This window comes from Alkalilimnicola ehrlichii, from assembly GCF_003399765.1.
GTDB lineage: Bacteria > Pseudomonadota > Gammaproteobacteria > Nitrococcales > AK92 > AK92.
Genome location: NZ_NFZV01000015.1, coordinates 59,751 through 72,592 on the forward strand (window position 1 = coordinate 59,751; position 12,842 = coordinate 72,592).

Here is a 12,842-nt window from a genome sequence, read left to right on the forward strand (position 1 = left end):
CCGATTTCGTGCCCAAGCGCCAAAGGCGGTGATGTCGCGGATCATGATCCAGCCTCTCTGCGGCCGCCTGAGACTGGAGCAATTAAGGCGATTACAGCGTCGACAAGCTCCCGAACCCGCTGCGGCGTGAACCTCTCTGGCTCAATGGGGGACATCATTGTCCAGCCGTCGCCCATAGCACTGAGCTGATCTGCGAGCAAGTCGGCGGGGATGTCGTCGCGGATGGTGCCCTGTGCCTGTGCAGCCGCGAGAATCGAAGCATAGATGTCGCGGTAGCGCGCATAGCGCTCTGCGATAACCCTTGCGAGCGCTGGGTCGTGCCGCCCATGAGCGAGCAGCTCGGACATCACCGGCCAGAACTCGGGATCGCCGACGGTCGTCTTTAGCCAGCTGTTGACAAGAGTTTTGATATCACCTTCGCCTTGGATGGCCTCAAGCATCGCATCGTAGTTGTCAAACCGACTTTCAGCCAATGCGATGACCATCTCTTCCTTGTTTGCGAAGTAATACGTCACGGCCCCCGTCGTGTACCCCGCGCGTTTGGCTACCTTGCGCAGCGATGCGTTGGCGTACCCCTCCTGTGCGATCACCGACGTCGCCGCCTTCAGCAGCTCTGCGCGCTTCGCCTCATGGTTGCCAGTCGGGCGACCCCGCTGCGCAACTTCCTCATCGCCGCTCCTACTGGTCAGATGTCTGCCGTTACTTCTCGGCACCCCTTAGCCTCCTTCTTCAGAATCCCTTGACTGTATCACAAGCTTTTCGTAACACCGGTTGCGTAACGATCGTTGTGTAAAGTCGGGGTTGTGGTCGCCATGACCGGCATCAACGGGCGGGAGGCCGCCCACCCTATGTCAGTGCGGGAGGCATTGACGCATGACGGCGCCCTCATTGCGGACCTCCTTGACGAAGCACTGTTGGCATAGTCATGAGGCGTTCAGGTGAGCCGTCGAGAAGTCCGGCCCGAACGCAACTCAGGTGTTCAACGGGACCGAGACACGGCGCTGACGAAGCGGGTCCGCGAGGCGCTGAGCGTCTCAGCCCGTTAGTCGACGGCGGGGCTCCTATAATTAAAATAACATTTGTTGTGTAAAATATCGTATCGCGCTAGTCTGGTGGTGAGTCACCGTTGGCTTGATCGTGCAGCCAGAAATCCATCTCCGTGGACAGAAGGAGATTTCCCATGCTCACAACCCAGGAACAACGAGACGCTTTTAGCAACGATGGAGCCGTCCTCATCAGGAACTGCCTCGACGAGACTCAGCTGGCACAGTGCTATGAGGCGTTCAAGTGGAATGTCGCCAACCCGGGGCCGTACGTCTTCCGGAAGCTGGACGGCACTAAGCTGCAGACCCACATCGACAACGCCAACCCCGCCGTCAAGGGCAGGTACGACGATCTCGTGACGACGCTTCCGCTCGCCAGGATCTTCCAGGAACTGTGGGGCTCGGAGCATGTTTGGTATTTCGCCGAGGAGATCTTCGCCAAGGAGGGCGGCAGCAGTGGTCGCGGGCCGTGGCACCAGGACACCGCGAACTTACCCTGGGCTGGCCCGCATTGGGGTAACGCCTGGATCACCTTTCAATCCATCCCCAAGAAGAATTCACTTGAGATCATTCGCGGCTCCCATCGCGGCATCCAGTACGACGGCTCCACTTTCGCGAATCCCGACGATCCGACCGAGCCACTGCATAGGGACGGGACCTATCCCCGCCTGCCACACATCGACAAGGATCTCGCGGAAGATCCCAACTCCTGGGACGTGATGTCCTGGCCTGTCACCCCCGGCGACGTGCTCTTCCTTCACCCGCGTTCGCTGCATGGCGGGGCAGCCGTCGATGCCGAGTGCCCAACGCGTCACACGCTGGTGCTGCGGTTCTTCGGCGACGACGCCAGGTTTCGCTGCCTCCCGGAATCGAACCCGCGATACGCGCGTACTGGCCCTCTGTTCAAGGAAGAAATGGCCAAGCTCAATGAGGGCGACCTGTTCCGCTCGCCCGTATTCCGACAGCTCGCCTGAAGCGCCCGGGAGAACAAAGATGAAGCGACAAATGATCAACCCGAGCGAGGCTCGGGAACTGTACGACCGCCTGCACCTTTCATCGGCAACTCGTGTCGGCGACATGATCTGGGTGTCCGGCCAGGTGGGCATGGACCGCGCCACCAACACCGTTGGGCAGGGCATGGAGGCACAGGCCAGGCTAGCGTTTGAAAACCTGAAGACCGTCCTTGAAGCCGCGGGCGCCACCATGGCTGACATCGTCGAGATCATGACATTCCACCTCGACATGGAGGGCAGCGACATTCAGGAGTTCGTCAAGGTCAAGGACGAGTACTTGCCGAGCGACTACCCGTCATGGACGGGCGTGGGCGTCACTCAGCTCGCTCGGCCTGAATTCAAGATCGAGATCCGCGCCATCGCTGTTGCTGGATGCGGCGCGGACTGACGCTGCGACGCAACCGCGCATGGGTCAGTTTGGTGTCCGAAATGGCCCGGCCAACACCGTCATGCAATGGCCAACCGAAACTCAAGAGGAAAGCTGTGATGACCGAGACACGACGAGTAGGCATTTACGGTACCGGCAAGGCTGCGGGTGAGATCGTCCGCGCCGTGGCGTCGAGTCCGCACACGCTGACGACGGCGATTGCGTTCTTTGATGAACAGGCGGGCCAGGACATTGGGGTGCTGACCGGCGGCGCACCGGTCGGGGTCTTGGCGACGACGGACTTGGAAGGCGTCGTGCGCTCCGGCGATTTCGAGGTGCTCCTTTACGCGGGCCTCTCGGGCGACGTTCTCTACAAGACCATGGCCCTGTGCGCCGATGCTGGTGTCGACATGGTGCACGCCTGTTTCGCGCATCCTCGCCTGCGGCTGCCGCCGGAGATGCACGAGCGCTTGCAGGAACGCGCGGCAGCGACGGGTTCGCGCATCGTGGGCACGGGCATGCTGCCGGGGTTTTGGCTCGACGTGTTGCCCTCGCTGTTGACCAGTGCATTGCCTGCGCCGGTTTCCATCGTCGGCCAAGCCTGCTCCGACATCACCTCGTGGGGAGCCGGCGTACTGGCGGACGAGCTTGGCCTGGGGCGTCCGCCCGAGGATGGAGTCGGGCCGATCGGCGGCATTTTGCAGGAATCGGCGGAGATGATTGCCGAGGTGCTTGGCTTGGGCGGCGTGAAGTCGGAGCGGCGTGGCGGCTTCGTGATTGCCGAGGCCGCCACCGAAGTGGCCGGCATACAGGTTAGTCCGGGTGATCGCGTTGGCTTCGATGAGTCCGCGGTGGTCCTTCATGATGGCAAGGAGCGGGTGCGCCTCGGTTGGACAGGCCTGCCGGGTGGCTCGTTCGAAGGCTTTGAACGGGCCCTGTTGGTCACGGCCATCGGCGGCGATGGCACCGAGATCGTCATCGATGTCACGAATCCTCTGGATCCCTATCCGGGTACGGCGGCGCGCTTCGTTCACGCCATTCGCGGGGTGCAACCCCTGCCCGGTGGCTTGCACACGCCAGTGAAGCTCAGCATCTGACGCCAATGGAGTGAGAACGGGTAAAATGGCAGAAGACCTGAAGACATACCGAAGGTTGGGGGTGGTGTACCGAAGCCCTGCTCCATTCTCTTTGCCAAGTATGGAAGATGCAGTATCGCGTGAGCTCTCAGAGCGGATTCCACAGATCTTTTCCTGAAGCAAGGTAGCCACTATGAACTCCGACGGAGTAAACCAACGTTCGCAAACACGCATCCAGCGCGCTGCTTTCGGCCGCGTTTCCGTCTTCTTCGGCGAGAAGAGCGGCAAGTATCCGGACGGCAATCAGGTGCTCATTCGCGGTTCGGACACCCTGGCCGCTTTCGATACACCCATCGTCTCGAACTACATCGGTGCAGAGTTCGACGCCACGGAGCTGGTCGTGCTGGGGCACGTGCACGAGGACCACATGGCCGGCCTGCACCGTCTGCCCAACGCCGAGGTTTACGCGCCCGAGGCCGACGTGTCGGCGGCCCGCAGCTGGGAAGGCCTGGCGGCGCATTTCGGTTGGGAGTCCGAGGAGCGCATCGCGCAGGCACTGGAGGCATTCCGGCGGGATTTCTTCTACGTGCCCCGGCCGGATGCCAAGGGCTACCAGGACGGCATGACCTGGGATTTCGGCCAGGTCACGGTTCGCGCTATTCACATGCCCGGCCATACCGCGGGGCATACCGTGCTGCTGGTCGAGCCAGAGGGGATCGCCTTCATCGGCGATATCGACCTGAGCGGATTCGGGCCGTACTACGGGGACGCCTGTTCGAGCCTGGCGGACTTTCGACGCAGCCTGGCTCGCTTGCCCGATATCCCGGCGAAGGTCTGGGTAACCTCCCACCACCGGGGTGTCTACACCGACCGCGAGCATTTCCTCAAGGACCTTGCCGCCTTCGCCGCCAAGATCGACGAACGCGAACAACGGTTGCTGGCCTTGCTGGGCGAATCACCGAAGACGTTGGAACAACTGGTGGAGCAGCGGCTACTTTATCCTCCCGGCTTCAATGCCGGCTGGGTGACGGACGCCGAAACCCGCACGATCTCGCAGCACCTGAGCGAACTGCTGGCGGACGGGCGCGTGACGATGGACGAATCGGGGTTCTACCGGCTGGGTGGCTGAGGGTTTTACGCCGGATCGGTGGCAACCGCCTGTGGCGATTACCTCCGTACGAGACGCCGTTCGTCCGGTCACAATCTCGGGCCGCCGCGGCGGCGTTTGGGTCTGGCCATCAGCGTCTGGCACTCCAACTGCAGTACGTCGGGATGGCCGAACCACTGTTCGCGCACAGCGTGTGCAGCGTCTCCCGTCAGTGTATTCAAGTGCAGGCTCTGCTTATCACTCATGGTCCGTCGCATGTCTACGCTAGCGAGCGCGTCCATGCGCCGCCAGGGATTGGACACAATGCCTCAACTCTTCGACTCTGCTGCCTACCCGGCGGCAAAGCGCTGCCACGGCAATGACAACCCGTGGCAGGAAAAAGTGGCGACAGCAGTATCGCTCTTTAACAGGATTGCCCGGCGTGCTATCGAGGCGGGTAGAGGTCCGGAACGAGGTAGCCGGCGGCATGCGCCGGAAAGCCCAATCGTACCGGGGCTCTCTCCGATTTCGAGGCCAGTAGTCCCTCCGCGAGCAGCGGGCTCAGCACCCTGCGGGCTTGACGCTCGGACGTGCCAAGGACATTGGGGCCTCGCCGCGCGCGTACTCGCCCCGCTGCCAAACGAGCCGGACGTTCGGCCCCTAACCCGTCGACCGTTCGATCTGGATTACCCCGATCTGGACGATGAGTCGGAAGGGTCGGTGTGATGGCCGAGACCCTGCTCGCCATACTCAACGGCCATGTCTGGGCCGTCGCGCTGGCACAGGACGCGCTTGGCGGTATCGGGAGGGTCGCTAAGCTGCTCTTGCTGCCCTCAAGGTTCCGACCGAGCGGCCGCTACTTCAGTGTGTGCCTATCCTGGGCTCGGGGAGGCTTTGCTTAAACCTTTAGCCGCTTGAGTATCCGCATGCCGTACTTCCTAGCCTTAATCCTGGTGTTACTCGCGGGCTGCGCCACGTCCAATCCTAGCCACTCTCCTGCTGTGCTCGCTTATTCTTATGATCCAGATGCTTCCCTCGCATTGAACGTTGCTCGGGCGGCAGGGATTGCAGGCATTTCCGACCTGCCTTACGAGGAGTACGCGGCCCTGGTGGAGGCAAACCCTGAACTGTCTAGCGCAGTAAGCGGCGAAGTGCGTGACGTCTCGCGGGCGAACCTGCCGGTCGCTGCGGCCGCAGCGAGGATCAGCTACGTCTCTCCGCCTACTGGCTTGAGCCCCGGTGCTGGCAGCGTCTTAAGTGCAATAAGCTGGCTGTCGGCGGGGGAAATGGTCCCGGCGCGGGAGACTTGGTTCATCGCATGGCTTCCAGAGGGGAAGACGTTGCAGGACTTGGAGGCCGAGTTCCTCGACGCGCTGTTTAGGATCAGCCCGCTTTCGGAGCAGCCGCACGAGCGCACGGTGCTCGATGCCGACAGCAGCGACCCGCGGCCTTACTACCACACCCCCGACTGTGCGCGGGTGCGTTGGGCCCGTATGGACGTGTTCGAGGCGGACTGCAGCTTGGGCATGACGTTCGCCACCTACTGGCTGGATCCTGAAGAGCGATCCTACCTGAGGGCGTCAAGCTTTCCGTTCCCGGAACCTCGCCCGGCTCCCCAGTTTCTTGGGGGCGGCGGCGAGCGTGCGCACGGCCCTGTTTTGTTCGGTATCCGAACTCGCGGCGTTGGGGAGCTTGCCGAGCTAGGCGATGAAGGCATCCTTCAGCTGAGCGCCAATCTTCCGGCGTGGGTGTACATCTACTACGCCAGGGCGTTCACCCGCGACTTCACGCGGTTCACGCCTGTGGTCCTGAACAGTGGTGAGGCGCACTACTTCATCGGGGCGCCGACGCGTGATTGATTTCGCAGAACTTTTTATGGCGAACAGACGCTTTGGCGGGGTGCTTCGCCCGCCGTGTGCTCAGGACGCGCCGTCTTTTTCGTAGCTCGCCTTCGGAAACCTAGCAACAGTTTAGTACTTACTGGGTGCGAAACGGGTGGGGCCACGCCGATTAGTTTGGCGCCTACCGCCGGTGAGTTGCGTTGTAGGGATCGGACCTGCCACTGGTTGGCTACACCTTCAAAAGGGCGCGCCAGAGGAAGCCGATGCCCGCTGGCTCTGGTTCAAAATCAGCGTGCAAGTGCTTGCTTATCTTGCGCCCGGAGGTCCTCTTTTGAAGCCTTCTGAGGCTAGCGCGAGAGCCCCGGAAGACTCGCACTGTCAGCAACTTACCGCCAAATGCATTCCTTCTTGACATGGTGGGGGTCGTTGGTTCGAGTCCAATCGCGCCTACCAAATAAATCCTGGCCTGTCAGGTGCTTAAAGCCCCGCCACCGAGCGGGGCTTTTTGTTTGGCGCGAATCCCCCCGGATCGATCCTGATAACACCCTCGCTGGTTTGGCCGCTCTGGCGCCGGCGCGCGGTGTATGCCCAGCCGCCGCCGAGCGGGGAGTGGGCCGCCCTGACTCCTAGAGCCAGCGCTTGCGTCTGAAGTAGATGAGCATGGCGCCGCCGACCACTGCCAGCAGCGCCAGCACGGCGGGATAGCCGTAGCGCCAGCCAAGTTCTGGCATGTTCCACGGGCTGGCGCCGGTATCGAAGTTCATCCCGTAGATGCCGACGATGACCGACAGCGGGATGAAGGTGGTGGCGATGATGGTCAGTACCCGCATGATGTCGTTCATCTGCTGATTGACCGCGCTCATCAGCAGGTCCAGCATCGCGCGACTCATCTCCCGGTAACTGTCGGCCTGCTCCAACAGGTGGCGCGCGTGGTCGGCGCAATCGCGCAGGAAGACCTCGCTCGCCGGGGTGATCAGGGGGAGTCATGGCGCAGCAGCATTTCGGTTACCTCTTGCTGTGACCACAGCGCCCGGTGCAGAAACACCAGCTCCCGCCGCGCGCGGTGAATCCGGTCCATGAGACCGGGTTGTCGCGGGTCTTCGAGGATGGCCGCTTCCAGCGCCTCCAGTTCATCGGCATACCGCTCAAGGACGGGGAAGCCCTGATCCACCAGCAGATCGGTCAGGGCATAGAAGAGATAGTCTGTGCCGCTCGTGCGCAGGCGGCCTTCGGGGGCCGCCTCGAGCCGGCGGCGCACCGGGGCGAACTGATCGTCACCGGCGTCGTCATCGATGCTGATGACAAAGTGCTCGCCCAGCAGCAGGCTGACTTGGCGCAAGGACAGCCCGTGGTCGCTCCAGCGCGGTCGCCGCAGGACGAGGAACAGGTAGCGCTCGTAATCCTCGACCTTGGCGCGTTGCCCGGGGTGGCAGATGTCCTCCAGAACCAAATGGTGCACCGAGAAGAGCTCGGCGACGTCACGTAACAGTTCTGGGCCCGGTGTGCCTTCGATATCCAGCCATAGCGTTTCGCCGCGCCCAAGCCACTCCCGGCAGCGGGCGATGTCGAATGCCTCGACGGCCTGATAAGCCTCGGCGGTATACCTGATCAGGGTGATGCGGCATTCGCTGCCGGCACTGTCCTGCCATTGGCCCGGTGGGCTTCCCGGTGGGTTTCGGGTTTTGCTTATGTACTTCACGAGTTCTCCTCCCGCGTGCTGCCGTGGCGACACTGGTTGCGCCGATGCTGAAAGAAGTCGGTCCCGGTCAAGCGCTCTGCTAGGACCGTCTGGTCCGGCTCGCACCCTGCGAGCCCGTAGCAGGGCGCTCGCTCGTCGCAGCGTGCGGGCAGTGTGGCTATTTAGAGGGGTGCCCGCCTCAGCAGCTGGGCGTTGAGCGCGACGATGACGGTGCTGGCCGACATCAGCACCGCGCCCACGGCGGGAACCAGCAGCAGGCCCCAGGCGGCGAACAGCCCCGCCGCCAGCGGAATCGCGACGATGTTGTAGCCAGCCGCCCACCACAGGTTCTGCAGCATCTTGCGGTAGGTGGCGCGGCTTAGCGTGACAATGCGCGGCACGTCGCGCGGATCGCTGCGCACCAGCACCACATCGCCGGCCTCGACGGCAACACTGGTGCCGGCGCCGATGGCGACGCCGACGTCCGCAGTGACCAGTGCGGGGGCATCGTTGACGCCGTCGCCCACCATCGCCACCCGCTTGCCGCGGCGCTGCAGCTGCTTGATCTTCTCGGCCTTGTCCTGTGGCAACACCTCGGCGAACACCGTGTCGATGCCGAGCTCGGTCGCCACCGCCTGGGCGACGGCCTGGGAATCGCCGGTGAGCATGGCGACCTCGATCCCCGCCTCATGCAGGCGCCGAACGGCTTCCCGCGACTCCGGCCGAACGGCGTCCGCGATCGCGAATACGGCCAGCGCCGCCTGCCCCTCGATCAGCCAGATCGCCGAGCGTCCCTGGTCGGCGTAGCGGCGGGCGGCGTCCCGCAGCGTCTGCGGCGGGCTGAGCTCCAGCGCGCGCAGCAGGTTCGGACCGCCCATGCGCAGCCACCTGTCTTCCACCCGCGCGCTCACGCCTTCGCCGGCGGCGGAGGCGAACTCGAGGGCCTCGGGAACCTGCAGCTGCTGGTCTTCGGCGCTGTGCACGATGGCGCGCGCCAGCGGGTGTTCCGAGTCGCGTTCGACCCCGGCGGCGAGTCGCAGTGCCTCGTCTCGCGTAAGCCCGCCGGCGACCGCCATGTCGACCACTCGATGCTCGCCCAAGGTCAGCGTTCCGGTCTTGTCGAAGACCACTACATCCAGCTCGCGCGCCTGTTCGAGTCCGCGCCGTTGCCGCACGAGCAGGCCACTGCTTGCGCCCAGGCTGGTCGAGATGGCGATCACCAGGGGCACCGCCAGTCCTAGTGCGTGTGGGCAGGCGATGACCAGCACGGTCACCACCCGCTCGACCACGAAGGCCCCCTCGGCGTCCAGGGCAATCCAGACAAGGGCGGTGAGCACGGCCGCGCTCACCGCCACGAACGTCAGAAAGAACGCGGCGCGGTCCGCCAGCGCCTGGGCGCGCGAGCGCGACGCCTGCGCCTGCTCGACCGTGCGCATGATTCCGGCCAGCGCGGTCTGCTCGCCCGATTCGGTGACGTCGACCCGCAGCGAGCCGCCGCCGTTGACGGTGCCGGCGATCACCTTATCGCCCGCGTCCTTGGCCACCGGACGCGACTCGCCGGTGATCATCGCCTCGTTGACGTCGCTATGGCCGCTGATCACCGTGCCGTCGGCGGGCACCTTGGCGCCGGGCCGGATCAGCACCGTGTCGCTGGGGCGCAGCTCGTCGACGGCGACTTCCTCCAGCCTATCGCCGCGGACGCGTACCGCTTGGCTGGGCAACAGCCTGGCCAGCGCCTTGAGCGCGCCCTGGGCCTGAAAGATGGAGCGCATCTCGATCCAGTGGCCGAGCAGCATCACGGTCACCAGGGTCGCCAGCTCGTCCCACAGCGGCATGCCGGGGTAGCCGAGGGTGACGATGACGCTGAAGCCAAAGGCGACCGTGATCGCCAGGGCGATGAGCGTCATCATGCCCGGCACGCGGTCTCTCAGCTCGCGCGCAGCGCCCTGCAGGAAGACCCAGCCGCCGTAGAAAAACACGACGGTCCCGAAGGCGGGCGCGATCCACTCCGAGCCGGGGAAGGTCGGTGCGTGAAAGCCGGTCAGGCGGGGCAGCATGTGGCCCCAGAGCACGATGGGAACGGTCAGCGCGAGCGAGAGCCAGAACTTGTTGCGAAACATCGCGACGCTGTGGCCGGCATGCTTGTCGTGGCCGCGTTGCGCAGGTTCCGCTTCGCCTTCGAGCGCCTGCGCTTTCCGGCCATGTTTCGGGTGCTCGGGATAGCCGGGCTTGTCCGCCGCCGGGTCGTGGTGATGCCGAGGGTGCCGATTGCCGTCGTCCATAAGGTCAACTTCGGCTGCTCTGCCTCCGCCGTGCATTGGGGGCCACTGCCGCGCTAGCCAATGCCTGGTCCGGTATCAGCTGAGACCACGACCGCCCCCTGTGGGAGTGCCCGCGTGCACAGGCGAGGCATCGGGCTCTGGCGAGTCCGCATGAGGGCCGTAAGCCCCTCCGGCAGCAGTGCCGGCTGTGCTTTCGTGGCCGACTCCAAACCACCCGCGGCTCAGCGCGCGCGAGAAGGGGGCAAGACGGCTCAAGCGCGGGCGAGGAGTTGCGCTTGCAGGGCGCCGAGCTCCGCCCGCACGAACTCGCGGAAGACCCGCACCCGCGGCGGCAATCAGGTCCGGGACGGGGCCGATCCCGCCGCCCGCGATCGTCAGGCGCAGCACGCCGGCGTAGTCGCTGGTGCGAATGGCCGGCCGGCACCCGCGAACTCACGCGACCCCACCAGGTGATGCTCGGCGAGCGCCGTGGGCGCGCCTCCCACCCGCGCGAGGAACACCTGCTGCCGCTGCATGCGATGGCCGGCGGCGCCGGTGAAGACACCGGTCGGCAGGCGTTTCAGGATCGGGTGCTCGGCAGCCTGCAGTCGGCCTTCATGTTCGGCGGCTGACCGGGTAAACGGAAAGGCGGTCTCCGGTCTCGACCGCCGATGCCGCGCTGAGCGCGGAGGGCCGGCTCTTGCCACCGCGCAGGCCTTACCCCGCGACGCGATACAGCAGCGCGAACCCGCCGACATAGAGGAGCAGCATGACCAGCGAGTCGACCCCGAAGCGCCAGATTATGAGCCTGCGGCGTTCCAGCAGGCCGATCAACGCGACCGTCGTGAGCAAGATGGCGAGCAGGGTCATGCCGAGTGCGAAGGTGCCGGTGTGGTTCAGCACTGGCCCTCCGCGGTAGGCGGCATCCGCGAGCAGCAGTAGCGACAGGTCGAGGATATTGGCGCCGAAGATGTTCGAGTAGGCCATGGTGTGTTGGCCGAGCCGAATCGCGGAGATCGTCGTGCTCAGTTCCGGGAGCGAGGTGGCCAGCGCGAGCAGCAGGGCGCCGATCAGGCCTGTCCCGAGGCCGGTTTGCACTGCGAGTGCGTCGGCCATCTGAGCCAGTACGATCCCCGCGACCAGAATGACCAGACCGAGGCCGCCGATGCCGAGTATCAGGCCCCGGGTCGTTCTGAGCGAGGCCGCGTCCCGTCCCGCCACGCTATCGACGTGCGGAAACCGCCTCGGCTTCCAGGGCTCGCGGGCACGCCCCTGGTGCAGCAATGCGAAGGCGAGCAGGGCGCAGACGAAGATCGCGATCGTCCACGCGCCCAGCCCGAACAGGTTGACGTCGCCGAGCAACAGGCCGGCCGCGGTGATGCCTAGCAGCAGCGTGCAGAGCGCCGCCTGCAGCAGAACCGAGGGCTGCGCAACCTCGAACGACAGCGGATGACGGCGCAGCACGCTGTCCGCGAGCGCCAGCACGACGACCTGCATGGCCACGCCGCCGAGGATGTTGTTGACCGCCAGGGCCGGGCTGCCGATCGCCGCCGCTGCGACTGTAGTGCTGCCTTCGGGCAGCGAGGTGACTCCACCGAGTAGCACGGCTCCCAGCAAGGCGCGACCGATGCCGGTGCGCTCGGCAAGCAGGTCTGCGGCCACGGCCAGACGAACGCCGGCCTGGTAAACGGCTGCGGCGGCGAGTACGAACAGAGCCAGGTTCAGCCAGACCGGCCATTGTTCCACTCCCAGAATCGCCCCTTACCTCCTCTGCCGAGACATAGGCGGCTTCCGGCGAAACGGGGGTGGCGCTTCGATATCCGCTCCCTGCCGTAACCGGGCCGCCGCGGCAAGGCGGCCTCGATCGGGACGCCCCTGCGCCAATCCTCCAACTCCGCCCGAACTTGCGGCCGCCGCGCCGCGGGCTCAAGCTCGGGCGGTTAGCGGTCTACGGACCCGGGTGCGGTCTCAAGCCAGCAAGGCATAGATGCCAAGCCCGATGAACAGCAGGGCCGCGATGCCGCGGATCAGCTTCAGTGGCAGTTTCTCAGCTGCAAAACCGCCAGCGAGTACCACCGGTACGTTCGCCGCCAGCATGCCGACGGTGGTTCCGACGATGACCAACAGGGTTTCCTCGAACCGCGCCGCCAGGACCACGGTAGCGACTTGAGTCTTGTCGCCGATCTCGGCCAGGGCGACCAGCAGGGTAGAGACGAGAAGCGCTTCCACGGTGGGTTCCTCAGGGGCGGGCTGTTGACCGATGACACGAAACCCCGCCCACCCCGGACGAGGGAATCGTGTCAAAGGTCTCGCCAAACCGAAGTCGCGCATGCCATGGCCCATGCGGGCCAACTATGTTGACAGGCGCCCTCCGCCGGAGCGAAGGCGGCTACTCCCCTAAGACGGCGGGCATCGTAGCAACTTCATCATGTAGTGCCAAGTCGCCGGGCCAGGAAAGAGGCCGCGTGCCGCGTCT

The 12,842-nt window shown here is 64.8% G+C and carries 14 protein-coding genes and 1 riboswitch; of the genes, 7 read left to right on the forward strand and 7 right to left on the reverse strand.

Annotated features, from left to right (window positions below):
• Positions 1 to 41 precede the first annotated feature (41 nt).
• Entirely contained in the window at positions 42 to 713 is a 672-nt protein-coding gene (locus CAI21_RS14315; RefSeq protein ID WP_220348308.1) for a TetR/AcrR family transcriptional regulator, read from the reverse strand.
• 467 nt (positions 714 to 1,180) lie between these two features.
• Between CAI21_RS14315 and CAI21_RS14320 the strand changes: the two genes are divergently transcribed.
• The 4 genes from CAI21_RS14320 to CAI21_RS14335 all read left to right on the forward strand — a co-directional run bounded on the left by CAI21_RS14320 (position 1,181) and on the right by CAI21_RS14335 (position 4,628).
• Positions 1,181 to 2,017 (forward strand): phytanoyl-CoA dioxygenase family protein, encoded by an 837-nt coding sequence (locus tag CAI21_RS14320; RefSeq protein ID WP_116302909.1) that lies wholly within the window; start codon positions 1,181 to 1,183, stop codon positions 2,015 to 2,017.
• Between the two features lie 19 nt (positions 2,018 to 2,036).
• The gene (locus CAI21_RS14325; protein WP_116302910.1) at positions 2,037 to 2,444 is read left to right on the forward strand and encodes a RidA family protein; all 408 of its coding nucleotides are present in this window, start codon (positions 2,037 to 2,039) and stop codon (positions 2,442 to 2,444) included.
• Between the two features lie 98 nt (positions 2,445 to 2,542).
• Entirely contained in the window at positions 2,543 to 3,520 is a 978-nt protein-coding gene (locus CAI21_RS14330; protein WP_116302911.1) for a hypothetical protein, read from the forward strand.
• 172 nt (positions 3,521 to 3,692) lie between these two features.
• Positions 3,693 to 4,628 (forward strand): MBL fold metallo-hydrolase, encoded by a 936-nt coding sequence (locus tag CAI21_RS14335; protein ID WP_116302912.1) that lies wholly within the window; start codon positions 3,693 to 3,695, stop codon positions 4,626 to 4,628.
• A 68-nt stretch (positions 4,629 to 4,696) separates the two neighbouring features.
• Here the strand turns inward: CAI21_RS14335 and CAI21_RS23235 are convergent, their stop codons facing one another.
• Positions 4,697 to 4,852, reverse strand: a complete 156-nt coding sequence (locus tag CAI21_RS23235) for a hypothetical protein (protein WP_181919440.1) — start codon at positions 4,850 to 4,852, stop codon at positions 4,697 to 4,699.
• Between the two features lie 459 nt (positions 4,853 to 5,311).
• Here CAI21_RS23235 and CAI21_RS22915 point away from each other — a divergent pair, with 459 nt between their 5' ends.
• Positions 5,312 to 5,488 carry a hypothetical protein gene (locus CAI21_RS22915; RefSeq protein ID WP_220348310.1) on the forward strand — a complete coding sequence of 59 codons (177 nt, stop codon included), beginning with the start codon at positions 5,312 to 5,314 and terminating at the stop codon, positions 5,486 to 5,488.
• A gap of 24 nt (positions 5,489 to 5,512) precedes the next feature.
• Complete coding sequence (locus tag CAI21_RS14345) at positions 5,513 to 6,445, forward strand: hypothetical protein (protein WP_116302914.1); 933 nt, start codon at positions 5,513 to 5,515, stop codon at positions 6,443 to 6,445.
• 608 nt (positions 6,446 to 7,053) lie between these two features.
• Here CAI21_RS14345 and CAI21_RS14350 read toward each other — a convergent pair.
• From CAI21_RS14350 to CAI21_RS14360, 3 genes are all read right to left on the reverse strand, one after another.
• Positions 7,054 to 7,404 carry a CorA family divalent cation transporter gene (locus tag CAI21_RS14350; protein ID WP_116302915.1) on the reverse strand — a complete coding sequence of 117 codons (351 nt, stop codon included), beginning with the start codon at positions 7,402 to 7,404 and terminating at the stop codon, positions 7,054 to 7,056.
• Positions 7,401 to 8,126, reverse strand: coding sequence for a CorA family divalent cation transporter (locus CAI21_RS14355; RefSeq protein ID WP_181919441.1), 726 nt, complete (start codon positions 8,124 to 8,126; stop codon positions 7,401 to 7,403). Before CAI21_RS14355 ends, CAI21_RS14350 begins: the two co-directional genes overlap by 4 nt.
• Before the next feature lie 161 nt (positions 8,127 to 8,287).
• Entirely contained in the window at positions 8,288 to 10,387 is a 2,100-nt protein-coding gene (locus CAI21_RS14360) for a copper-translocating P-type ATPase (RefSeq protein ID WP_258868962.1), read from the reverse strand.
• A 449-nt stretch (positions 10,388 to 10,836) separates the two neighbouring features.
• Here CAI21_RS14360 and CAI21_RS14365 point away from each other — a divergent pair, with 449 nt between their 5' ends.
• Complete coding sequence (locus CAI21_RS14365; protein WP_181919442.1) at positions 10,837 to 10,998, forward strand: hypothetical protein; 162 nt, start codon at positions 10,837 to 10,839, stop codon at positions 10,996 to 10,998.
• A gap of 85 nt (positions 10,999 to 11,083) precedes the next feature.
• Here CAI21_RS14365 and CAI21_RS14370 read toward each other — a convergent pair whose 3' ends face one another.
• Both CAI21_RS14370 and CAI21_RS14375 read right to left on the reverse strand, forming a co-directional pair.
• A complete protein-coding gene (locus CAI21_RS14370; RefSeq protein ID WP_116302917.1) occupies positions 11,084 to 12,112 on the reverse strand; it encodes a sodium:calcium antiporter in 1,029 nt (342 codons plus the stop codon).
• A 222-nt stretch (positions 12,113 to 12,334) separates the two neighbouring features.
• Positions 12,335 to 12,595: a TMEM165/GDT1 family protein gene (locus tag CAI21_RS14375; protein ID WP_258868182.1), complete on the reverse strand. Its 261-nt coding sequence runs from the start codon at positions 12,593 to 12,595 to the stop codon at positions 12,335 to 12,337.
• A gap of 7 nt (positions 12,596 to 12,602) precedes the next feature.
• Positions 12,603 to 12,776: riboswitch (yybP-ykoY riboswitch) on the reverse strand.
• Between the last annotated feature and the right edge of the window lie 66 nt (positions 12,777 to 12,842).

Bases quoted from the DNA above. Each gene is read 5' to 3' on its own strand.
- CAI21_RS14335 (WP_116302912.1), top strand. From the start codon at position 3,693: ATGAACTCCGACGGAGTAAACCAACGTTCGCAAACACGCATCCAGCGC.
- CAI21_RS14320 (WP_116302909.1), top strand. From the start codon at position 1,181: ATGCTCACAACCCAGGAACAACGAGACGCTTTTAGCAACGATGGAGCC.
- CAI21_RS22915 (WP_220348310.1), top strand. From the start codon at position 5,312: ATGGCCGAGACCCTGCTCGCCATACTCAACGGCCATGTCTGGGCCGTC.
- CAI21_RS14360 (WP_258868962.1), bottom strand. From the start codon at position 10,387: ATGGACGACGGCAATCGGCACCCTCGGCATCACCACGACCCGGCGGCG.
- CAI21_RS14330 (WP_116302911.1), top strand. From the start codon at position 2,543: ATGACCGAGACACGACGAGTAGGCATTTACGGTACCGGCAAGGCTGCG.
- CAI21_RS14345 (WP_116302914.1), top strand. From the start codon at position 5,513: ATGCCGTACTTCCTAGCCTTAATCCTGGTGTTACTCGCGGGCTGCGCC.
- CAI21_RS23235 (WP_181919440.1), bottom strand. From the start codon at position 4,852: ATGAGTGATAAGCAGAGCCTGCACTTGAATACACTGACGGGAGACGCT.
- CAI21_RS14325 (WP_116302910.1), top strand. From the start codon at position 2,037: ATGAAGCGACAAATGATCAACCCGAGCGAGGCTCGGGAACTGTACGAC.